Genomic DNA, 21,807 nt, shown 5'->3' on the forward strand with positions numbered 1-21,807 from the left:
CGATGGCCGGTTCAGTGCTGGGTGCGGGCCTGCAATTGCAGCAGTCCGGGCTGTGGCTTGTGTGGTGGTACCTTGCCTTGGCCCTGTCTGGAGTCGTGGCGTTGTGGGCCCTGCAACGCCTGCGCAAGCGTGCGGGCGCGGCAACCTGGCTCGTGGCGCTGCTGCTCGGCACCGTGGCCGGCTTTGGCCTGGTCGGCGCACGCGCGGCGATATACGCGGACGGGGCGCTGGACCCTGTGCTCGAAGGGCGCGACATCCAGGTGGTCGGCGTGGTGGCCCAGATGCCGCAGCGCGGCGATGGCGCGCTGCGCTTCCGGCTGGATGTGGAGTCGGCGAAGTGGGCGGGCAAGGGCGCCGGTGCCGATGCCACCGAGCCTGCGCGCTGGCCCGCCACAATCGCATTGGGCTGGCATGCCGAGAACACCGGCCTCTGGGCCCGCCCTGCGCGCGGCGACGCGCCGACCGGGCCCGCACCCCCGCCCGGCGACCTGCATGCCGGCGAGCGCTGGCGCATGACCGTGCGGCTCAAGGCGCCGCATGGCAACCTGAACCCGCACGGCTTCGACTATGAACTGGTCATGTGGGAGCAGGGCGTGCGCGCGGCCGGCTACGTGCGCGCAGGGGCGGGCGACGTGCCGCCCGAGCGGATCGACACCACGTGGCAGCACCCCATCGAGCGCGCCCGCGAGTCGGTGCGCGATGCGGTGTTCGAGCGCGTGGCCGACAAGCGCCTGGCCGGCGTCATCGCGGCGCTGATCACCGGCGACCAGAGCGCCATTGACCGGGCGGACTGGGACATCTTCCGCGCGACCGGCGTCGCGCACCTGATGAGCATCTCCGGCCTGCACATCACCATGTTCGCGTGGCTCGCCGCTGCCCTCGTGGGCGCGCTGTGGCGGCGCAGCGTGCGTTGCATGCTGACCTGGCCGGCGCCAAACGCGGCACTCGTGGGAGGCGTGGTGCTGGCGACGCTCTACGCGCTGTTCAGCGGCTGGGGCGTGCCCTCGCAGCGCACGATCAGCATGCTCTCGACGGTGGCCGTGCTGCGCCTCACCGGCCGTCGATGGCCTGCACCGAACATGTGGCTGGCCACCTGTGCGGTGGTGGTGGCATTCGACCCGTGGGCGCTGACGCAGGCGGGCTTCTGGCTCAGCTTCGTCGCCGTGGGCGTGCTGTTCGCGACGGACCCGGGAACGCAGGACGCCGGACGGACCACCGTCCTGACCCGGCTGCGGCACATGATGCGCGAGCAACTGGTGGTGACGCTGGCGCTGGCGCCGCTGACCTTGCTGCTGTTCCAACAGGTGTCGCTGGTCGGCCTGCTGGCGAATGCGCTTGCGATCCCGTGGGTCACGTTGGTGGTCACGCCGCTTGCCATGATCGGCGTCGTGATACCGCCTTTGTGGGATGTCGCGGCCTGGGCTGTGCAAGGACTTGCCTGGTTCCTGCAATGGTTGGCAGGGTGGCCGCTGGCAACTGTTTCCACCGGCGCAGCGCCGGCATGGCTGGCGTTGTGCGGCGTGGCGGGTGGGGTGCTGTTGTGCATGCGGCTGCCATGGGCGATGCGGGTGCTCGGCCTGCCGCTGCTGCTGTCGGCCTTGCTCTGGCAGCCGGCGCGTCCCGCAGCGGGCGAATTCGACCTGCTGGCGGCGGACATCGGCCAGGGCAATGCCGTGCTGGTCCGCACCGCGCACCATGCCTTGCTCTACGACACCGGGCCGCGCTACAGCCTGGAGAGCGACGCCGGCCAGCGGGTGCTGGTGCCCCTGCTGCGCGCGCTGGACGTGCGCCTCGACACTCTGGTGCTGAGCCATCGCGATGCCGACCACACCGGCGGTGCGCCGGCTGTGCTGGCGATGCAGCCTCAAGCCGCGTTGCGCAGGCTCGATCGAGGACAGCAATCCCCTGCAGGAGTTGCGCCATTCGGACAGGTGTGTGGCCGGCCAGCGATGGGAATGGGACGGCGTGAGCTTCGAATTCCTCCATCCGGTGGAAGCCGACTATCAGTACGCCAGCAAGCCCAACGCCATCTCCTGCGTGCTGCGCATCGACAACGGGCGCGCCAGCGCGCTGCTGGCCGGCGACATCGAGCGCGACCAGGAGAGTGCGCTGGTGAAACGCGCGCCCGGATTGCGGGCCGACATGCTGCTGGTGCCGCACCACGGCAGCAAGACCTCGTCGAGCGCGCCCTTGCTCGACACCGTGAAGCCGCGCATCGCACTCGTGCAGGCCGGCTACCGCAACCGCTTCGGCCATCCGGCCGAGGAGGTGCGCAAGCGCTACGAGGCGCGCGGCATCGCGTTGGTTGACTCGCCGCACTGCGGAGCCATTGGCTGGCAGAGCGCCTCGCCCGCGGCCTGGACCTGCGAGCGCTCGGCCGCCCGGCGCTATTGGCAGCACGCCTTGAATTGATCGCGCAATCGGGTTGACCGAGGGGGCATTTGGCCCTGAACTTGCTAAGCTATGAAACGAAGGAGATTGGTCGCTCTATGCACAAATTTGACGAGATGTACGAGTCGCAGCCCTACGCAGGCGCCGCGATCCGAAGCCACTACCAGCGCTACGACCAATGGCTGGCCAAGCAACCGGGCGAAGTCATGCGCTCGCGTCGCGAAGAGGCGGAAATGATCTTTCGCCGGGTCGGCATCACCTTCGCGGTGTATGGCGCCAAGGACGAGGATGGCGCGGGCACCGAGCGGCTGATCCCGTTCGACCTGCTGCCCCGCATCATCCCGGCCGACGAATGGGCGAACATGGAAAAGGGCCTGGTCCAGCGCGTCAACGCGCTCAACCGCTTCATCCACGACGTCTACCACGACCAGGAAATCATCAAGGCCGGCATCATCCCGGCCGAGCAGATCCGCGACAACGCCCAGTTCCGGCCCGAGATGATGGGCGTGAACGTGCCGTTCAACGTCTACTCCAGCATCGCCGGCATCGACATCGTGCGTGCCCCGGATGCCACCGGCAGCGGCGAGTACTACGTGCTCGAAGACAACCTGCGCGTACCCAGCGGCGTGAGCTACATGCTCGAGAACCGCAAGATGATGATGCGGCTCTTCCCGGAGCTGTTCAACCAGAACCGCGTCGCGCCCGTCGCCCACTACCCCGACCTGCTGCTGGAAACGCTGCGCGCCATCGCCCCGCCGGCCACGCCCGAGCCCACGGTGGTGGTGCTCACGCCGGGCATGTACAACAGCGCCTACTTCGAGCACGCGTTCCTCGCGCAGCAGATGGGCGTGGAACTGGTCGAAGGGCAGGACCTGTTCGTCAAGGACGACTTCGTCTACATGCGCACCACGCGCGGGCCGAAGCGGGTCGACGTGATCTACCGCCGGGTCGATGACGACTTCCTCGACCCGGAGGTGTTCCGCCCCACGTCCACGCTGGGTTGCGCCGGCCTGATGCGCGCCTACCGCGCCGGCAACGTCGCCATATCCAACGCCGTGGGCACCGGCGTGGCCGACGACAAGTCGATCTACCCCTACGTGCCGAAGATGATCGAGTTCTACCTGAACGAGAAGCCGATCCTCAAGAACGTGCCGACGTACATGTGCCGCAACAAGGACGAGCTGGAGTACGTCATCTCGAACATGAAGGACCTGGTCGTCAAGGAAGTGCACGGTGCCGGTGGTTACGGCATGCTGATCGGCCCGGCTGCGACGCAGGCCGAGATCGAGGACTTCAAGAAGGCCGTGCTGGCCAAGCCCGATGGCTACATCGCGCAACCGACGCTGAGCCTGTCGAGTTCACCGACCTTCGTCGACGCCGGCATCGCGCCGCGCCACATCGACCTGCGGCCCTTCGTGCTGTCGGGCAAGGAAGTGCAGATGGTGCCGGGCGGCCTCACCCGCGTGGCGCTGAAGGAAGGCTCGCTGGTGGTCAACTCCTCGCAGGGCGGCGGCACCAAGGACACCTGGGTGCTGGAAGCGGACCGGCGCTCGGTCGCGGCACCCACGCAGTCGCAATCGCAATCGCAAACCCCATCGGCCTAACAACGACAGGAAAACACACAGATGTTGTCTCGCACCGCCGATCACCTCTACTGGATGTCGCGTTACACCGAGCGCGCGGAGAACACCGCGCGCATGCTCGACGTGAACTACCAGACTTCGCTGCTGCCGCAGTCGGCTGAAGTCGCCCGGCATGGCTGGCAAGGGCTTCTGTCGATCAGCGAACTGCTGCCTTCGTACCGCAAGACGCACGAACAGATCGTGCCGGCGCAGGTCATGGAGTTCATGGTCAAGGACGAGGACAACCCGTCGTCCATCGTGTCCTGCCTGCGGGCCGCGCGCGAGAACGCGCGTGCGGTGCGCGGCGCGCTGACCACAGAGGCGTGGGAGACGCAGAACACCACTTGGCTGGAGGTCAACCGCATGCTGCGCGCGGGCGACTTCGAACGCGATCCGGGGCAGTTCTTCGAATGGGTGAAGTTCCGCTCGCATTTGTCGCGCGGCGTCACGCTGGGCACGATGCTGCAGGACGAGGCCTTCTACTTCTCGCGCCTGGGCACCTTCCTGGAGCGGGCCGACAACACGGCGCGCCTGGTGGACGTGAAGTTCCACGCGATGAACAGCGAGTTCTTCGGCCAGGGCGCCAGCGACCAAGAGTACGACTTCTATCACTGGAGCGCGATCCTGCGCAGCGTCTCGGCCTTCGAGGTCTACCGCAAGGTGTACCGCGACGTGATCAAGCCGGAACGCGTGGCGGAGTTGCTGATCCTGCGCGCCGATATGCCGCGGTCATTGCATGCGAGCCTGGCCGAGGTGGTGGCGAACCTGGCGAAGGTGGCGAACGACCAGAGTGCGGAGACGCAACGGCGTGCGGGCAAGCTGCTGGCGGATCTGCAATATGCGCGGGTTGACGAGATCCTGGCGACGGGGCTGCATGCCTACCTGACGCAGTTCCTGGATCGGGTGAATGAGCTGGGGTGGCGGATCAGCCAGGACTTTCTCGTTCCAACGCACTGAACTCGGCTCAAGGCGCCACGGCCTGGCGCACCGCATGCTCCCAGCGCGCCATCGCTTCATTCGCCTGCGTCCGGCTCCAAGTCGGCATGAAGCGACGCTCCACGCTCCACAGGCTGGAGAGTTGTGACACGTCGCTGTAGACGCCGGTCGACAGGCCCGCGAGATAGGCCGCACCGAGGGCTGTCGTCTCGGTCACCTCGGGTCGCACCACCGGAATGCCCAGCAGGTCCGCCTGGAACTGCATCAGCAGGTCGTTGACGCTGGCGCCGCCATCCACGCGCAGCTCCGCCACGGGCCGGCCGCCGGCAGCAACGGCATCGCGGCTCATCGCTTGCAACAGCGCAGCGCTCTGGTAGGCGATGCTTTCCAGCGCGGCGCGCGCCACATGGCCGAGCGTCGTGCCGCGCGTCAAGCCGGTGATCGTGCCGCGCGCATCCGCATTCCAGTAGGGCGCGCCCAGGCCTGTGAAGGCCGGCACCATCATCACGCCGCCCGCGTCGGGCACGCTCTCGGCCAGCGCCTGCACCTGCGCGCTGCCTTCGATGGCCTTGAGGCCGTCGCGCAGCCACTGCACCACCGCGCCACCCACGAACACACTGCCTTCCATCGCGTACTGCGGCGTCGCGCTGGTCTGCGCGGCGCTGGTCACGAGCAGGCCGTTCTGCGAAGGCTGGAATTCGGCCCCGGTGTGCATCAGCATGAAGCAGCCGGTGCCATAGGTGTTCTTGGCCATGCCCGCTTCGAAGCAGGCTTGGCCGAACAGGGCGCTCTGCTGGTCGCCGGCCACGCCGCCGATCGGCAAGGGGCGGCCGAGCGAGGCGACTTCCACGTCGGCGAAGTGCGAGCTCGACGGCTGCACTGCGGGCATCAGCGCCTCGGGGATGTTCAACGCCTTCAGCAACTCGGCATCCCAGCTGTTGGTGTGCACATTGAAGAGCATCGTGCGCGAGGCGTTGCTCACGTCGGTGACATGGACCTTGCCGCCGGTCAGCCGCCAGATGAGCCAGCTGTCGACGGTGCCGAAGGCGAGCTCGCCGCTCTCGGCCGCGGTGCGTGCGCCGGACACGTTGTCCAGCAGCCATTGCAGCTTGGTGCCGGAGAAGTAGGCGTCGATGACCAGGCCGGTCTTGTCGCGGATGGTGTCCGTCAAACCATCCTCGCGCAGGCGCGCGCAAAGCGGTTCGGCGCGGCGGTCCTGCCAGACGATGGCGTTGTGCACCGGCTCGCCGGTTTTGCGGTTCCACAGCAGCGTGGTCTCGCGCTGGTTGGTGATGCCGGCCGCGCGGATGTCCTTTGCGGTCAGCCCGCCCTTGAGCAGCGCCTCGCGTGCGGTGGCGATCTGGCTCTCCCAGATCTCCTTGGGGTCGTGCTCGACCCAGCCGGGCTGCGGGTAGATCTGGGTCAATTCGCGCTGCGCCATCGAGACGATGCGGCCGACGCGGTCGAACACGATGCTGCGTGAACTGGAGGTGCCCTGATCCAGGGCCAGCAAATAGGCGGTCATGCGATTTCCAGGCGGACTTGTGCGCGCGCCAGCAGGTCGGGGTAGGGCGGTGGCGGCGGCGCGTCGGTGAACAAGCGGTCGATCTGCGAAAGATGCCCCAGCTGGATCATCGCAGGGCGGTTGAACTTGCTGACGTCGGTGGCAAGCCAGACCTCGCGCGCCTGCGCGATGATGGTCTGCGCGACCTTTACCTCGCGCAGGTCGAAGTCGCGCAAGGACCCGTCGGACTCGATGCTCGACACGCCTATCAGCGCAATGTCGACCTTGAACTGGCGAATGAAATCGACCGTGGCCTCGCCGACGATGGCGCGGTCGCGCGGGCGCACCGAGCCACCGGCCACGATCACCTCGCACTGCGGGTTGTCGCTGAGGATGGCCGCGACGTTCAGGTTGTTGGTGATCACGCGCAGGCCGGTGTGGCGCAGCAGCGCCTTGGCGATGGCTTCCGTCGTGGTGCCGATATTGAGGATCAGCGAGCAATTGTTGGGCACTTGGCCGGCCACGGCGCGGGCAATGCGTGCCTTGCCTTCCGCATGCAGGGTCTCGCGCTGCTGGTAGCCGATGTTTTCCGTCGTCGAACTCGGCACGCGCACGCCGCCATGGAAGCGCGTCAGCACCCCTTCATCGGCCAGGCGCTGCACGTCGCGGCGCACGGTCTGCAGCGTGACGTCGAGCATCTCCGCCAGCTCCTCGACGGTGGCCGAGCCGCGCTCGCGCACCGTGTCGAGGAGGTGGATTTGCCGGGGATTGGGGTTGGAGGACATCAAGCAGGCGCAGTGTGAAAACTTTATAGAACGAAAAGAAACGAATGCGTCTAAGGGAAAACTCCGAGGGTAAGCGCGCATGAAGGAATAAGAATGAACAAATTCGCAAATGCATTGCAGCCTAGCCGTGAGCGCCAACTCTTCCTCTCCGCCGGGTCGCGACATCGATTGCGACGTGTTGATCGTGGGCGGCGGGATCAACGGTTGCGGCATCGCGCGGGACCTGGCGGGGCGGGGCTGGCGCGTGGTGCTTTGCGAGAAAGACGACCTGGCCTCGCACACATCCTCGTCCTCCACCAAGCTGATCCATGGCGGCCTGCGCTACCTCGAGTACTACGAGTTTTCTCTTGTACGCAAGGCTTTGCAAGAGCGCGAGGTGTTGCTCAAAAGCGCGCCGCACATCATGTGGCCGCTGCGCTTCGTCATGCCGCACGACCCGTCGATGCGGCCGGCCTGGATGATCCGGATCGGGCTGTTCATGTACGACCATCTTGCAAGGCGAGAAGTACTGCCGGGGTCGCGCACGGTGAGCTTGCGCAGGCACGCGGCCGGCGCACCGTTGAAGAAGAGCTACAGCCGCGGCTTCGTCTATTCCGACGGCTGGGTCGACGATGCGCGCCTCGTGGTGCTCAACGCGATCGATGCGCGCGAGCGCGGGGCGCAGGTGTTCACGCGCACGCGCTGCGTGTCGGCGCAACGCGGCAGTGACGGATGGGTCGCCACGCTCGAAGGCGCGGATGGCACGCGGACCGTGCGGGCGAGGGCAGTGGTCAATGCGGCCGGACCGTGGGCTGAATCCTTCCTCCGCGGCGTCGCCCGTTCGGCGCGTGGCGAGACCCTGGCCACCAAGAGCCTGCGCTTGGTCAAGGGCAGCCACATCGTCGTGCCGCGCCTTTTCACGCACGACCACGCCTACATCTTCCAGAACCCCGACAAGCGGATCATCTTCGCGATCCCCTACGAGGGCGACTTCACGCTGATCGGCACCACCGACATCGAGATCGAAGGCGACGACCCGGCCGGCGCGCGCATCACCGAGGACGAGATCGTCTACCTCTGCACGCAGGCCAGCCGCTATTTCGAGAAGCCGGTCGTGCCGGCCGACGTGGCCTGGACCTATGCCGGCGTGCGTCCGCTGCTCGACGACGATTCGGGCGACCCCTCGGCCGTCACGCGTGACTACCTGCTGGAGCCGAACAGCGAGGCGGCGCCGCTGATGTCGGTGTGGGGCGGCAAGATCACGACCTTTCGCAAGCTGGCCGAGGACGCTGCCGATGAAGTCAGCCGGATGCTCGGCGAGGCGCGTCCGGCCTGGACCGATGGCGCCTTTCTCGCGGGTGGCGACCTGTCACCGTGGATCGGCAAGGCCATCAAGCCCGATGCGGATTTCGAGCGCTTTGTGGTGGCGATGCAGCAGAAGCATGCGTGGCTGCCCGCAACGCTTGCCCGGCGGCTCGCCCGTGCCTATGGTTCACGCGTCGACCTTGTGCTGGGCGATGCGAGGTCGATGGCCGACATGGGCGCCGAAGTGGCCCCGGGCCTTCACGAGCGCGAGCTGCGCTACCTGCAAACGAGTGAATGGGCGACGACCGCGGATGATGTGTTGTGGCGCCGGTCCAAGCTGGGCCTGCACTACAGCGCCGCGGAGCGTGCCGCGGTCGAGGCCTGGTTCAGCACAACAAGAATCGAAGAAGGGACTCACGCATGCAACTGAAGCTGGAGCATGTCACCAAGAAGGTCGGCGCGCAGACCTGGCTCTACGAGCAGAGCATCGCGCCGACGCCCGGTGCCGTCACGGTCCTGCTGGGCGCCACGCAATCGGGCAAGACCAGCCTGATGCGCCTGATGGCGGGCCTGGACGCGCCGACGCAGGGCAAGGTGACCGTCGACGGCACGGATGTCACCGGCATGCCGGTGCGCCAGCGCAACGTGGCCATGGTCTACCAGCAGTTCATCAACTACCCCTCGCTCACGGTGGCCGACAACATCGCCTCGCCGCTGAAATTGCGCGGGGAAAAGGACATCCATACGCGCGTCAAGGCGCTGGCCGACAAGCTGCACATCGGCATGTTCCTGGACCGCTATCCGCAGGAACTCTCGGGCGGTCAGCAGCAGCGCGTGGCGCTGGCCCGCGCGCTGGCCAAGAACGCGCCGCTGATGCTGCTCGACGAGCCGCTGGTCAACCTCGACTACAAGCTGCGCGAGGGGCTGCGCGAAGAACTCACGCAGCTCTTCGCGAGTGGTGATTCCACTGTGATCTACGCCACCACGGAGCCGGGAGAGGCGCTGCTGCTGGGCGGCTACACCGCCGTGCTCGATGCCGGCGAACTGCTGCAGTACGGGCCGACCGCCGAGGTGTTTCACGCGCCGCAATCGCTGCGCGTGGCGCGTGCCTTCAGCGACCCGCCGATGAACCTGCTGGCCGGGCGCGTGGTTGCCGGTGGCGTGCAACTCGAAGGCGGGCCGCTACTGCCCTTGGCGACGCCGGCCGGTACCGAGGGTGCGGTCACCGTCGGCCTGCGCGCCAGCGCGTTGAACGTGAACGCGGGCGAGGGCGACATCGTGCTGCCGGGCAAGGTGGAACTCGCAGAGATCTCGGGCTCCGACACCTTCGTGCATGTGCACACCGTGGTCGGCGAACTCGTGGCCCAGCTCACCGGCGTGCACAAGCTGGACCTCAACGAGGCGATCACCTTGTACTTCCGCGCAGACCAGGCCTATGTGTTCGACGGCGCCGGCAAGCTTTCTGTGGCGCCCGCATGGCGCCGGGCGCAGTGAGGTAGACAAGGCATGTCCCGCATCGACCTCGACCTCGCCCACGCCTACCGGCCCAACCCCCGGCAGGAGAGCGATTACGCGCTGCTGCCACTCAAGATGAGCTTCCGCGACGGCGGCGCCTATGCGCTGCTCGGGCCGTCGGGTTGCGGCAAGACGACCATGCTCAACATCATCTCGGGCCTGCTCAAGCCATCGCAGGGCACGGTGATGTTCGATGGCCGCGACGTCACCAACGCCACGCCGCAGGATCGCAACATCGCGCAGGTGTTCCAGTTCCCGGTCATCTACGACACGATGACCGTGGCGCAGAACCTGGCCTTTCCGCTGCGCAACCGCAAGGTGCCGGAAGAGCAGATCAAGAAGCGCGTCGGCGAGATTGCCGAGATGCTCGAGATGAGCGGCCAGTTGAACCAGCGCGCGGCGGGACTCGCAGCCGATGCCAAGCAGAAGATCTCGCTGGGGCGCGGCCTGGTGCGCAGCGACGTCTCGGCCGTGCTGTTCGACGAGCCGCTCACCGTGATCGACCCGCACCTCAAGTGGCAACTGCGGCGCAAGCTCAAGCAGATCCATCGCGAGTTGAAGCTCACGCTGATCTACGTCACGCACGACCAGGTGGAGGCGCTGACCTTTGCCGAGGAGGTGGTGGTGATGACCCGCGGCAAGGCGGTGCAGGTCGGCAGCGCCGAGGCCTTGTTCGAGCGGCCGGCGCACACCTTCGTCGGGCATTTCATCGGCTCGCCGGGCATGAACTTCCTGGAGGCGCACAGCGCGGGCGGCATGCTGGAAGTCGCGGGCACGCGGATGCGTGCGCCGCGTGAACTGCCCGGGGGCCCGCTCAAGGTCGGCATCCGGCCGGAGTACCTGAAGCTGGCGGCGCCGCAGTCGCCAGGCGCGGTGCCGGCCACGGTGACGCTGGTGCAGGACGTCGGCACGCACGTGATGCTGACGGCCGCGGCGGGCGGCGTGCTGCTCAAGGCGCGCCTGCATTCCGATGCGCCCGCGCCCGCCGTCGGCGAGGCCGTATGGCTGCGCGTGGTCGACGGCCACACCTGCTACTACCAGAACGAAGAACTCGTCGCATGAGGGGAACGACATGAGCACGACGACCAAACCCATCAACCAGAAGGCATGGCTGCTGGTGCTGCCGGTGCTGATCTGCGTCGCCTTCTCGGCCATCGTGCCGCTGATGACGGTGGTGAACTACTCGGTGCAGGACATCATCTCGCCCGAGCGGCGCGTGTTCGTCGGCACCGAATGGTTCGCCTCGGTGATGCGCGACGACGAACTGCATTCGGCGCTGTACCGGCAACTCGGTTTCTCGCTCGCGGTGCTGGCGGTGGAGATCCCGCTGGGCATCCTGCTGGCCCTGTCGATGCCAGCCACCGGATGGAAGGCATCGGCGGTGCTGGTGATCGTGGCGCTGTCGTTGCTGATTCCGTGGAACGTGGTCGGCACGATCTGGCAGATCTACGGCCGCTCCGACATCGGACTGCTGGGGCACATGATCCAGCTGATGGGCATCGAGTACAGCTACACCGGCAACGCGACGCATGCATGGCTGACGGTGCTGGTGATGGACGTCTGGCACTGGACGCCGCTGGTCGCGCTGCTCTGCTATGCGGGCCTGCGATCGATCCCCGATGCCTACTACCAGGCGGCGCGCATCGACGGCGCGAGCAAGTTCGCGGTGTTCCGCTACATCCAGCTGCCGAAGATGCGCGGCGTGCTGATGATCGCGGTGCTGCTGCGCTTCATGGACAGCTTCATGATCTACACGGAGCCCTTCGTGCTGACCGGCGGCGGGCCGGGCAATGCGACGACCTTCCTGAGCCAGTACCTGACGCAAAAGGCGGTCGGGCAGTTCGACCTGGGGCCGGCGGCCGCGTTCTCGCTGATCTACTTCCTGATCATCTTGCTGCTGTGCTTCGTGCTCTACAACTGGATGCAGCGGGTCGGGACGCAGGAAGTGGAGGAGCCGAAATGACCGAACAAACCTCGTGGAAGCGCACGATCTTCCTGCTCGCATACATCGTCTTCGCGCTGCTGCCCATCTACTGGATGGTCAACATGAGCTTCAAGACGAACGAGGAGATCCTGTCGAGCTTCTCCTTCTTTCCGCAGCACTTCACGCTGGCCAACTACGCGCGCATCTTCACGGACGAGTCCTGGTACTCGGGCTACATCAACAGCCTGATCTACGTGGGCATCAACACGGTGATCTCGCTCACGGTCGCATTGCCGGCCGCGTACGCCTTCTCCCGCTACTCCTTCCTCGGCGACAAGCATGTGTTCTTCTGGCTGCTGACGAACCGCATGACGCCGCCGGCCGTGTTCCTGCTGCCCTTCTTCCAGCTCTACAGCACGGTCGGCCTGATGGACACGCACCTGGGCGTGGCGCTGGCACACCTGCTGTTCAACGTGCCGCTGGCGGTGTGGATCCTGGAAGGCTTCATGAGCGGCATTCCGCGCGAGATCGACGAGACGGCCTACATCGATGGCTATTCGTTCCCACGCTTCTTCCTCACGATCTTCCTGCCGCTGATCAAGGCGGGCGTCGGCGTCGCGGCCTTCTTCTGCTTCATGTTCAGCTGGGTCGAACTGCTGCTGGCGCGGACGCTGACCAGCGTGAATGCCAAGCCGATCGTGGCGACGATGACGCGGACGGTGAGCGCGTCGGGCATGGACTGGGCGACCCTTGCGGCGGCGGGCGTGCTGACCATCGTGCCGGGAGCGATCGTGATCTGGTTTGTGCGGCACTACATCGCGAAGGGCTTCGCGATGGGGCGGGTTTGAATTTCTCCCTCCCCCGCTGGGGGAGGGCAGGGGTAGGGGCACGCGGCGTCACCTGTCGTGGCGCATGCCCCCATCCCGACCTTCCCCCGGAGGGGGAAGGAGCAAAGAGAAAGGAAATTGGATGTTCGACTGGATGGTCTGGACCACACCCGTGGCGATCTTCTTCACCTGCATCGCCCTGATGCTCGTCGGCATGACCGTATGGGAACTCAAGTCCCCTACGGTCATGCGCAAGGGCTGGCTGCCGATGGAGACCACGCGCGGCGACCGCTTGTTCATCGGCCTGCTGTCGGCGGCCTACGTCAACCTGATCTTCATCGGCATCGCGGGCCTGTTGCAGGAATGGATGGGCCTGGAATCCGAGCCCTCGATCTGGATCAGCTTCGTGCTTTCGATGGGCGTGCTGGCAGTGGTCATGCGCAAGGGCTGACGCGCCTTTTTTCAGTGACGAATCCGGCTCCCTGCCGCCCCAGGGCCGAGCGAGATTCAACCGGCTGGGGCGGCACACAGCAACGAGGAGACAACTCATGAAGATGCGCTATACGGCATTGGCTCTGGCGGCGGCGATGTTCGCCGCGCACAGTGCGTCGGCCGGCGAGGCCGAGGCCAAGAAATGGATCGACAGCGAATTCACGCCGTCGTCCCTGAGCAAGGACCAGCAGGCCGCCGAGATGAAGTGGTTCATCGACGCCGCGAAGAAGCTGCAGGACAAGGGCGTCAAGGAAGTCTCGGTGGTGTCGGAAACCATCACCACGCATGAGTACGAATCCAAGACGCTGGCCAAGGCCTTCGAGGAAATCACCGGCATCAAGGTCAAGCACGACCTGATCCAGGAAGGCGACGTGGTCGAGAAGCTGCAGACCTCGATGCAGTCGGGCAAGTCGATCTACGACGGCTGGATCTCCGACTCCGACCTGATCGGCACGCACTATCGCTACGGCAAGATCATGTCGCTCACCGAATACATGGGTGGCGCGGGCAAGGAGTGGACCAACCCCGGCCTCGACGTGAAGGACTTCATCGGCACCAGCTTCACCACCGCACCGGACGGCCAGCTCTACCAGCTGCCCGACCAGCAGTTCGCCAACCTCTACTGGTTCCGCGCCGACCTGTTCGCGCGCAAGGATCTGCAGGACAAGTTCAAGGCCAAGTACGGCTACGATCTGGGCGTGCCGCTCAACTGGAGCGCGTATGAAGACATTGCCGAGTTCTTCAGCGTCGACGTGAAGACCATCGACGGCAAGCCCGTCTACGGCCACATGGACTACGGCAAGAAGGACCCCTCGCTCGGCTGGCGCTTCACCGATGCGTGGCTGTCGATGGCCGGCACGGCTGACAAGGGCATCCCCAACGGTATGCCGGTCGACGAATGGGGCATCAAGGTCGCAGCCGACAAATGCACGCCGGTGGGCGCCAGCGTGTCGCGCGGCGGCGCCACCAACTCGCCGGCCGCCGTCTATGCGCTCACCAAGTACATCGACTGGATGAAGAAGTACGCGCCCAAGGAAGCCATGGGCATGACCTTCGGCGAAGCCGGCCCGGTGCCCGCGCAAGGCCAGATCGCTCAGCAGATCTTCTGGTACACCGCCTTCACCGCCGACATGACCAAGGCCGGCCTGCCGGTGGTGAACGCCGACGGCTCGCCCAAGTGGCGCATGGCCCCCGGCCCGAACGGCCCGTACTGGAAGCAGGGCATGCAGAACGGCTACCAGGACGTGGGCTCGTGGACCTTCTTCAAGGGCCACGATGCCAACAAGACCGCGGCCGCCTGGCTCTACGCGCAGTTCGTGACCTCGAAGACGGTGTCGGCCAAGAAGTCGGTGGTGGGCCTGACCTTCATCCGCGAGAGCGACATCAAGCATGACTACTTCACGCAGAACGCGAACAAGTACGGCGGCCTGGTCGAGTTCTACCGCAGCCCGGCCCGCGTGGCCTGGACGCCGACCGGCACCAACGTGCCCGACTATCCGAAGCTCGCGCAGCTCTGGTGGAAGAACGTGGCCGAGGCCGTCACCGGCGAGAAGACGCCGCAGAAGGCCATGGACAACCTGGCCGAGGAAATGGACCAGGTGATGGGCCGCCTGGAACGCGCCGGCATGGCCAAGTGCGCGCCCAAGCTCGCGCCGAAGGGTGACCCGGCCAAGATGCTGAGCGACGACCACGCGCCGTGGAAGAAGCTCGCGAACGAAAAGCCCAAGGGCGAGACCATCGACTACAACAAGCTGTTGACCGCGTGGAAGGAAGGCAAGGTGCGCTGATCCCCATCGCGCTTGTGTGACGAGGCCGGTGCGGTGCACCGGCTTTTTTCATGGGCGGCTATGAACGGGTGATGGCAGCTTGGAGATTGACGCGTGCCTGCGCTTCGCGCGCCGCACGGATCGCCGGGGTTTGGAACAGCGGTTCGCGCGCAAGGAACTGCGAGAGGATCGCGCGCCGGCGCGGCTCGAACACCTCGGGCGGGACGTGGGCGTATTCCACGCGGATCTGCCGTTCGTATTCCGCAAAGCGCTCCGCTGGCGCACCGAGGATCGCGAGGTCGACGTCCACCAGCAGGCAGGCGTCGCGGCCTTCGGGAATGGCGCTGTGCCGCGTGGCCATCACCAGTGCATGCACGCGTTGCGCGGCGTCTTTCGAAAGGCCGGCGGCGATGAGGGCATCGCGTGCCCAATCGGCGCTTCTTTCTTCGTTGTCGTGTCCGGGCACGTCGTAGATCGCGTCATGGAACCACAGTGCCAGCGCGACTTCGCCGGGATGTTCCGCCTCAGCGATGTGCAGTTGAAGCAGCGACAGGCATTCCGCAAGGTGCTGCATCGTGTGATAGCCGCGATGGGCCTCGCGATAGTGCGCGCACAACTCGGTGAACAGCTGTCCGGTGAAAGGCGTCTCCGCGATGCCAACCCTCGCCAGCGCGTCCGACCAGAAGCGATGCAGCACAAGGTCATCCATGTCGACGATCCTTCGACCTGGCACCAGGCGGCTCGCCGAGCGCCTCGGCCAGGTGATCGATCAACACGCGGCATTTCGGCACCATGAAGCGGTTCGGCGGATACATCACGCAGGCCCGGCCCTGGTAGTTCGATTCGAAGTCCCATTCCGGCAGCACGCGCACGATGGCGCCATCGTCCAGTGCCTGTCTGGCCACGAAGTCCGGCAGGCAGCCGATGCCCAGGCCGGCGAGCACGCCGTCGAGGCGAATCTCGCTGTGGTTGGCAACGTAGCGCCCCTGCACCACGACCTCCGCATGCTCGTCCCCCTTGCGAAAGCACCAGTGGTTGTCGCGCTCATGCTCGCCGAGCGAGAGGCAACTGTCCAGCACAAGGTCGTGCGGATGCGTGATGGCGTCGCCACGCGCGAGGCAATCGGGGGTGGCACACAGGATGGTCTCCACCGTCATCAACGGCCGCGACGCCAAGCCCTCCGTTCCATCCTGCGCGAGCCGCACCACCAGGTCCACGCCCTCGCGAACGGGGTCGACATCGCGGTCGCTCACGATGAGCTGCACGTCGACTTCCGGGTAGCGCTGGAGAAAGCTGAGGATGTGCGGATGCAGCACATGCCGGGCAAATGCCTTGGGCGCGCTGATCCGCACCTTGCCGCGCGGCGCGCTGGTGTATTGCTGCCCGATCCCCATCGTCTCCTGCGCGGCCTTCACCAACTCGCTGCATCGCGCGAAGGCCTCGGCGCCCGCTTCGGTCAGGCGCAGGTGCCGCGTCGTGCGCACGATCAACTGCACGCCCAGTTCCTTCTCCAGGCGCGCGACATGGCGGCTGATGGCGGACGGCGTCAACCCCAGCAGGCTGGCCGCTGCGGAGAAGCTGCCCAGTTCGGCGACGCGCGTGAAGCTCACCATCTCGGGCAGTACCTTCAGGAAGTCATTCGTTCCCATGGCGCAAGAGTCTTGTTCGGAGACACAGTCTAGTCAGCCAGCATGCCGCCCGGAAAAATCGACCCTCAATTCATTGAAGGGCAAGGGATGGTTTCCAGAAGGTCGCGGTGGGTCGGATTGGGCGGTGCGGAGTTCATGCTCCTGCTGGTCGCAGCCGTATGGGGGAGCAGCTATGCGGTGGCCAAGACGGCCACGCAACAGTTGCCAGTGCTGGAGTTCCTGGCCTTGCGATTCGGCCTGACCTTCATCGTGCTGCTGCCGGCGCTGAAGCCCTTACTCGGCGTGCAGGCGCGCAAGGGACTGGTCGTCGCCGGCATCCTCGGTGCGAACTTGCTTGCCATCTTCGTGTGCGAGACCTTCGGCGTGTCGCTGACCGCGGCCAGCAATGCCGCCTTCCTCATCAGCCTCTGCGTCGCGATCACGCCGCTGGCCGAGTGGTGGCTGCTCGGCGAACGGCCGCAGGCACGGATGTTCTGGGCGGCGGGAGTGTCCGCGGTCGGCGCCGCCATGCTGTCGCTGACCTCGCCGGCCGACATGTCGCTGGGATGGGGCGATGGCCTGATGCTGCTCGCCGCTTGCCTGCGCGCCTGCATGGTCTGCCTCACTCGCCGGCTGGCCGGGCGGCATGCGCTGCCGGCGCTCACCTTGACGGCGGTGCAGGCCGGCGTGATCGCCATCGGCGCATTGCTGTTGGCGCTGGGGCAATCGAAGGGCTCGCTGGCGCCTTTGCCGACGGCCTCCGGCTTCTGGTGGGCGATGGCCTGGCTGGTCCTGGCCTGCACAGTTTTCGCCTTCTTCGCGCAGAACCATGCGGCCGCGCGCAGCAGCCCGAGTCGCGTGTCGTTGCTGATGGGCAGCGAGCCGGTCTTCGGCGCGCTGGTGGCGGTGCACTGGCTCGGCGAGGACATCCGGCCGCTCGGCTGGATCGGCGGCTTGCTCATCGTGGCCGCCGCCTTGTGGGTCACGCTGCCATCGCGCGGTGCAAGGCCCGCGCTTACTGTTCCATCGCCATCTTGACTTCACGGCCCAGGTCGAGCACCGACATCGCGTAGTAGCTGCTCCAGTTGTAGCGCGTGATCACGTAGAAGTTCTGCGTGCCGGCCACGTAGGTCGGCGCATCGCCGCCGTTCTGCAGTTCGATCAGCGCGAGCAGGCCCTTGAAGCCGGCGGCGTCCGCATCGAGCACCGCGCCGGCCGCGACGAAGCTGTCGGCGCTGAACGTCGGCACGATGTCCGGCGCCAGCAGCGTCGCCTTCTGCAGCCGCGCCTCGTCGAAGCCCACCGGGAAGGTCGAGGGCATGCCGCGCGTCCAGCCGAAGGCCTTGAAATAGTTGGCCACCGAGCCGATCACGTCCACCGTGTTGCTGACAAGGTCGATGCGGCCGTCACCGTCGTAGTCCACCGCATACTTCGCCAGGCTGCTCGGCATGAACTGCGGCATGCCCATGGCGCCGGCGTAGCTGCCGAGCGGTTGCATCGGGTCCTGGTGCGTGCGGCTCTCGGTGCTCAGGAAGCTTTCGAGCTCCTCGCGAAAGAAGGCCTGCCGTTCGGCCGCGCGCGGATGGGCTTGCGGGAAGTCGAAGGACAGCGTCGACAACGCATCGATCACGCGGAAGCTGCCCATGTTGCGTCCGTAGATCGTCTCCACGCCGATGATGCCGACGATGATCTCGGCCGGCACGCCGAACTCCTTCTCGGCGCGTGCCAGCGTGTCGGCGTTGCTGCGCCAGAAACGCACGCCGGCCGCGATGCGCACTGGGTCGATGAAGCGGGCGCGGTAGGCGGCCCAGTTCTTCGGGGAGCCCTTGGGCGCCGGCAGCATCAGGCGCGGCACGTTCGTGAGCATGCGTGCGCTGCCGATGGTGGCACGAACCCACTCCGGGTCGAGCTTGCGGCGCGCGGCCACTTCGTCGGCGAACTGCATCGCGTCGTCGCGCGCGGCATAGGTCGGGCCGCCACGTACGGCGGTGGCCTGCTTTTCAGCGGCGGCGGGTTTGGCGTGGGCCTTGGCCTTGGGGGCGGCGGCTGCGGGGAGGGCGAGGCAGGCCACGGTCAGACAGAGCGCGGTCGGCAGGGCAAGGGAGATCAGTCGTCGCATGGGATGGGATTGTGAGGGCGCGGCGGCCTGACTCAGCGACCGCCGCCGTCAGTTTCATCACGGCCAGGCCAGCTGACGGAACTCGGCGCGCAACCTCGACAGTTCGGTGACTGGCGTCCTGGCATAGCGCTGTGCCTCCAGCCGCAGCAGCCAGTCGCGCACCGCCTGCCCGCCGGGCCCGAAACGCTCGCTCACCCGCGCGGCCATCTGGCGCGGCGGCGTGGCGTCGGGCAGGTCCAGCCCAGCCTTCTTCAAGCGTGCGCGCGCCTTGCCCAGCAGCCGCAGCCACGGGTCATGCTGGCTGCGCTCCCACAGTGTCCAGGCGGCGCCGCCGGTGCTCACGATCACCAGCAGCCAGATCAGCACGGTGGCCAGGTCTTGCAGGCTGGGCGCATCGAAGCCGATGTTCTTCAGCAATTGCAGTTGCCGGCTCTGGGTGTAGTTGAGCACCCACTGGTTCCAGCCGTTGTTCACCGCCTCCCATGCGGCGCGGATGTTCTGCGCCAGCGTCGGGCTCATGGTGCCGATGGCGCCCGCGAAGAATCCAGGCTGCGGCGCCAGCCGGTTGAGCGAGCCAATGCGGCCCGGCGACACAGCGCCCGTGGGATCGACACGCACCCAGCCGCTGCCTTCCTGCCAGACCTCGGCCCACGCATGCGCGTCGCTTTGTCGAATCACCCAGTAGCCGTCGACCTGGTTGGGTTCGCCGCCCTGGTAGCCGGTGACGATGCGCGCCGGCACGCCCAGCGCCCGCATCAGCACCACGAAGGACGAGGCGATGTGCTCGCAGAAGCCTTCCTTGCGGTCGAACCAGAATTCGTCGGCCGTGTTGTCGCCGAAGATGCCGGGGTCGAGCGTGTAGGTGTAGCCGCCGCTGCGCAGGCGTTGCAGCGCGGCCTCGACGAAGGCGCGCGTGTCGGCACCGGGCATCTCGTCGCGCATCTTCGCGGCCAGCGCGACGGTGCGTGGATTGGAGCCCGGCGGCAGGCCCAGGTAGGTCTGCAGGCCGGTCGTTCGCCGCACCGGGCCGCTCTGGTACTGCGTATAGCTTTCGGCGCGATAGCGCAGCAGGTCATTGACTGGCCGGTTCAGCAGCCATTGCAGGTCCGGCATGCTGAAGGACTCGTAGCCGGGCACTTCCGGCTTGGTCCGCGCCGCATCGAGCATGAGCAGCCAGGGCTTGTTGCTCACCTCCATCGTCACTTCGTAGCGCACCGGCGTGCCTTCCACGCGCAGGTTGGCAGGCACCGAGCCGCGCGCCCAGGCTTCCAGCACGCTCCACTCGCGACCGTCGAAGCGGCCCAGCACCGGCCCGCGGAAGTACATGTCGCGCTGGGGAGGCGGCGGACCTTCGAAACGGATCCGCGCGGCGATGGACTCATCGAGCGCCAACTCTGCGATCGCGCCCACGCGCATCGAGCCCGACAGCCCGCTGCGCCCCGCCATGGCATCGCCCGGCGTGCCCCACAGCGGTGCAAAACGCGGAAACAGCATGAACAGCGCGAGCATGATTGGTGCGCCGAGCAGTGCCATCCATCCGGCCGTGCGCGCCGCCTGCAGCAAGGGCGGCCTGCCCACCGGCATGTGCGCGTTGACCAGCGCGGTCAGCAGGCCGAGCAAGGCGAGCAGCATCGCGAGCGCCGTCAGCAGCGATTGCGAATAGAAGAAGTTCGTGAGCATCGCGAAGAAACCCAGGAAGAAGATGACGAAGGCATCGCGTCGCGCGCGCAATTCGAGGGTCTTGAGCGCCAGCAAAATCACCACCATCGTCACGCCGGCATCGCGCCCCAAAAGCGTGCGGTGCGTCGCGAAGGTCGCGGCCAGCGTGACGGCCAGCAGCGTGCCGATCCACCATCGGCCGGGCAGCGGCCGGGCCTGCACGGCCAGGGTGGCGCGCCACACCAGCACCACTGCGGTCAGCCCGCTGCACCACAGCGGCAGGTTGCCGACTTGCGGCAGCACGATCAGCGCGATCACCGCCAGCAGGAACAGCGTGTCGCGCGCATCGCGGGGCAGGGCGCGGAGTTGCTGGAGTGCTTTCAGCATGTGGCCAGCACCTCCAGGCAGCGCCGCCGATGCGCCTCGCCCTGCGAGGGCTTCACGCTGAGCGCGCCGATGCGAAGCCCGTAGTCGACCCCGAGCCGGTCCGCCATCAGCACCCAGGCGCACAGCCTCGACATGCGCGCCTCGGTGTCCGCCAGGCCGGCGGCTTGCGCATCGAGCCAGAGTTCCTGGCGCTGCGCCTGTTGGGTGTCGCGGCTTACCAGTTCGTTCGAGCCCGTGGCCTGCGCCCGCGCGGCCTTCTTCCAGACCACCAGCTTCAACGGATCGCCGCGACGGTAGGCCCGCACCCCGTCGTATTCGCCGGCCAGTTGCGAGGCCACCACGGCCGCCGCCTCGTGGCCCGCGATCGGCTCGCCCGGCGGCAGCGGCGGCGGATGCATTTCCGGCGCCGGGTACACCAGCACCTTCGCGGCTGGCCGCCAGACCGTCCACACGCGAAAAGTCCCGAGCGGAAAGCGCGTCTCCGCAGTGAGCGGCGGCACCGGATGCAGGCCGCGCGTCGTCGGCCTGAAGGCCACCTCGACCGTTTCGCTGCCTTGCGAGGGCACGTCGGCCCAGGCCCATTGCCCGCTGCCGCGCACGCTGAGCCCGATGCCGTAACGCACGCCGCGCCGCGCGTTGTGCAGCACCACGCGAAACACCGCCGCCGCGCCTGCATAGTGCGGGTCCGGCGCGACCAGGTGCATCGCCAGACCGCGCAGGGTGGCATGGCTCACATGCATGCCCACGGCCACGCTGCCGGCCAGCAGGAAGGTCAGGAGGTAGCCCAGGTTGAGCTGGTAGTTGATCGAGCCGATCAGCAGCACCACCAGGGTGGCAGCCAGCATCCAGCCAGCGCGCGAGGGCACGATGTAGACGTTGCGCTGCGTGAGTTCGACCGTGTCCGATGGTGCGCGCCGCGTGAGGAACCAGCCATCGATGCGACGGCGCATGGCCGCTGCCGGGTTCAT

The 21,807-nt window shown here is 66.9% G+C and carries 17 protein-coding genes and 1 pseudogene; 11 read left to right on the forward strand and 7 right to left on the reverse strand.

Going from position 1 to position 21,807, the window contains the following annotated elements; genetic code table 11:
- Nucleotides 1–2 precede the first annotated feature (2 nt).
- From WKW79_RS19035 to WKW79_RS19045, 3 genes and pseudogenes are all read left to right on the forward strand, one after another.
- A pseudogene (locus tag WKW79_RS19035) lies at nt 3–2,412 on the forward strand (DNA internalization-related competence protein ComEC/Rec2).
- A 77-nt stretch (nt 2,413–2,489) separates the two neighbouring features.
- On the forward strand, nt 2,490–3,995 hold the full coding sequence (locus tag WKW79_RS19040; protein ID WP_340336756.1) for a circularly permuted type 2 ATP-grasp protein: 1,506 nt from the start codon (nt 2,490–2,492) through the stop codon (nt 3,993–3,995).
- A gap of 21 nt (nt 3,996–4,016) precedes the next feature.
- Nucleotides 4,017–4,970, forward strand: a complete 954-nt coding sequence (locus WKW79_RS19045; RefSeq protein ID WP_340336757.1) for an alpha-E domain-containing protein — start codon at nt 4,017–4,019, stop codon at nt 4,968–4,970.
- A 7-nt stretch (nt 4,971–4,977) separates the two neighbouring features.
- On the opposite strand, the gene glpK is transcribed toward WKW79_RS19045, so the two are convergent.
- A complete protein-coding gene (glpK, locus tag WKW79_RS19050) occupies nt 4,978–6,474 on the reverse strand; it encodes a glycerol kinase GlpK (protein WP_340336758.1) in 1,497 nt (498 codons plus the stop codon).
- Nucleotides 6,471–7,238, reverse strand: a complete 768-nt coding sequence (locus WKW79_RS19055) for a DeoR/GlpR family DNA-binding transcription regulator (protein WP_340336759.1) — start codon at nt 7,236–7,238, stop codon at nt 6,471–6,473. The genes glpK and WKW79_RS19055 overlap by 4 nt, the downstream gene beginning before the upstream one ends.
- 109 nt (nt 7,239–7,347) lie before the next feature.
- Here WKW79_RS19055 and glpD point away from each other — a divergent pair, with 109 nt between their 5' ends.
- From glpD to WKW79_RS19090, 7 genes are all read left to right on the forward strand, one after another.
- Entirely contained in the window at nt 7,348–8,952 is a 1,605-nt protein-coding gene (glpD, locus tag WKW79_RS19060; protein ID WP_340336760.1) for a glycerol-3-phosphate dehydrogenase, read from the forward strand.
- Nucleotides 8,943–10,016, forward strand: a complete 1,074-nt coding sequence (locus WKW79_RS19065; RefSeq protein WP_340336761.1) for an ABC transporter ATP-binding protein — start codon at nt 8,943–8,945, stop codon at nt 10,014–10,016. The genes glpD and WKW79_RS19065 overlap by 10 nt, the downstream gene beginning before the upstream one ends.
- 12 nt (nt 10,017–10,028) lie before the next feature.
- Nucleotides 10,029–11,099: an ABC transporter ATP-binding protein gene (locus WKW79_RS19070; RefSeq protein ID WP_340336762.1), complete on the forward strand. Its 1,071-nt coding sequence runs from the start codon at nt 10,029–10,031 to the stop codon at nt 11,097–11,099.
- A 10-nt stretch (nt 11,100–11,109) separates the two neighbouring features.
- Nucleotides 11,110–12,000: a carbohydrate ABC transporter permease gene (locus WKW79_RS19075; RefSeq protein ID WP_340336763.1), complete on the forward strand. Its 891-nt coding sequence runs from the start codon at nt 11,110–11,112 to the stop codon at nt 11,998–12,000.
- On the forward strand, nt 11,997–12,809 hold the full coding sequence (locus tag WKW79_RS19080; protein WP_340336764.1) for a carbohydrate ABC transporter permease: 813 nt from the start codon (nt 11,997–11,999) through the stop codon (nt 12,807–12,809). The genes WKW79_RS19075 and WKW79_RS19080 overlap by 4 nt, the downstream gene beginning before the upstream one ends.
- 121 nt (nt 12,810–12,930) lie before the next feature.
- Nucleotides 12,931–13,239 (forward strand): DUF2160 domain-containing protein, encoded by a 309-nt coding sequence (locus WKW79_RS19085; RefSeq protein WP_340336765.1) that lies wholly within the window; start codon nt 12,931–12,933, stop codon nt 13,237–13,239.
- Between the two features lie 97 nt (nt 13,240–13,336).
- On the forward strand, nt 13,337–15,067 hold the full coding sequence (locus WKW79_RS19090) for an ABC transporter substrate-binding protein (RefSeq protein WP_340336766.1): 1,731 nt from the start codon (nt 13,337–13,339) through the stop codon (nt 15,065–15,067).
- A 58-nt stretch (nt 15,068–15,125) separates the two neighbouring features.
- On the opposite strand, the gene WKW79_RS19095 is transcribed toward WKW79_RS19090, so the two are convergent.
- Together WKW79_RS19095 and WKW79_RS19100 are read right to left on the reverse strand one after the other, a co-directional pair.
- Nucleotides 15,126–15,755 carry an HD domain-containing protein gene (locus WKW79_RS19095; protein ID WP_340336767.1) on the reverse strand — a complete coding sequence of 210 codons (630 nt, stop codon included), beginning with the start codon at nt 15,753–15,755 and terminating at the stop codon, nt 15,126–15,128.
- Complete coding sequence (locus WKW79_RS19100) at nt 15,748–16,695, reverse strand: LysR family transcriptional regulator (RefSeq protein ID WP_340336768.1); 948 nt, start codon at nt 16,693–16,695, stop codon at nt 15,748–15,750. Before WKW79_RS19100 ends, WKW79_RS19095 begins: the two co-directional genes overlap by 8 nt.
- A gap of 135 nt (nt 16,696–16,830) precedes the next feature.
- Between WKW79_RS19100 and WKW79_RS19105 the strand changes: the two genes are divergently transcribed.
- Nucleotides 16,831–17,712, forward strand: a complete 882-nt coding sequence (locus tag WKW79_RS19105; RefSeq protein ID WP_422823923.1) for a DMT family transporter — start codon at nt 16,831–16,833, stop codon at nt 17,710–17,712.
- Here WKW79_RS19105 and mltB read toward each other — a convergent pair.
- Genes mltB through WKW79_RS19120 form a run of 3 tightly spaced genes read right to left on the reverse strand, consistent with a single transcriptional unit; the run spans nt 17,690 to nt 21,807 of the window.
- The gene (gene mltB / locus WKW79_RS19110) at nt 17,690–18,793 is read right to left on the reverse strand and encodes a lytic murein transglycosylase B (protein ID WP_422823924.1); all 1,104 of its coding nucleotides are present in this window, start codon (nt 18,791–18,793) and stop codon (nt 17,690–17,692) included. The two genes, WKW79_RS19105 and mltB, sit on opposite strands and share 23 nt — an antisense overlap.
- A gap of 57 nt (nt 18,794–18,850) precedes the next feature.
- Nucleotides 18,851–20,839 (reverse strand): transglutaminase TgpA family protein, encoded by a 1,989-nt coding sequence (locus WKW79_RS19115; RefSeq protein ID WP_340336770.1) that lies wholly within the window; start codon nt 20,837–20,839, stop codon nt 18,851–18,853.
- Complete coding sequence (locus WKW79_RS19120; protein ID WP_340336771.1) at nt 20,833–21,807, reverse strand: DUF58 domain-containing protein; 975 nt, start codon at nt 21,805–21,807, stop codon at nt 20,833–20,835. Before WKW79_RS19120 ends, WKW79_RS19115 begins: the two co-directional genes overlap by 7 nt.

This window comes from Variovorax robiniae (assembly GCF_037889955.1).
GTDB lineage: Bacteria > Pseudomonadota > Gammaproteobacteria > Burkholderiales > Burkholderiaceae_C > Variovorax > Variovorax robiniae.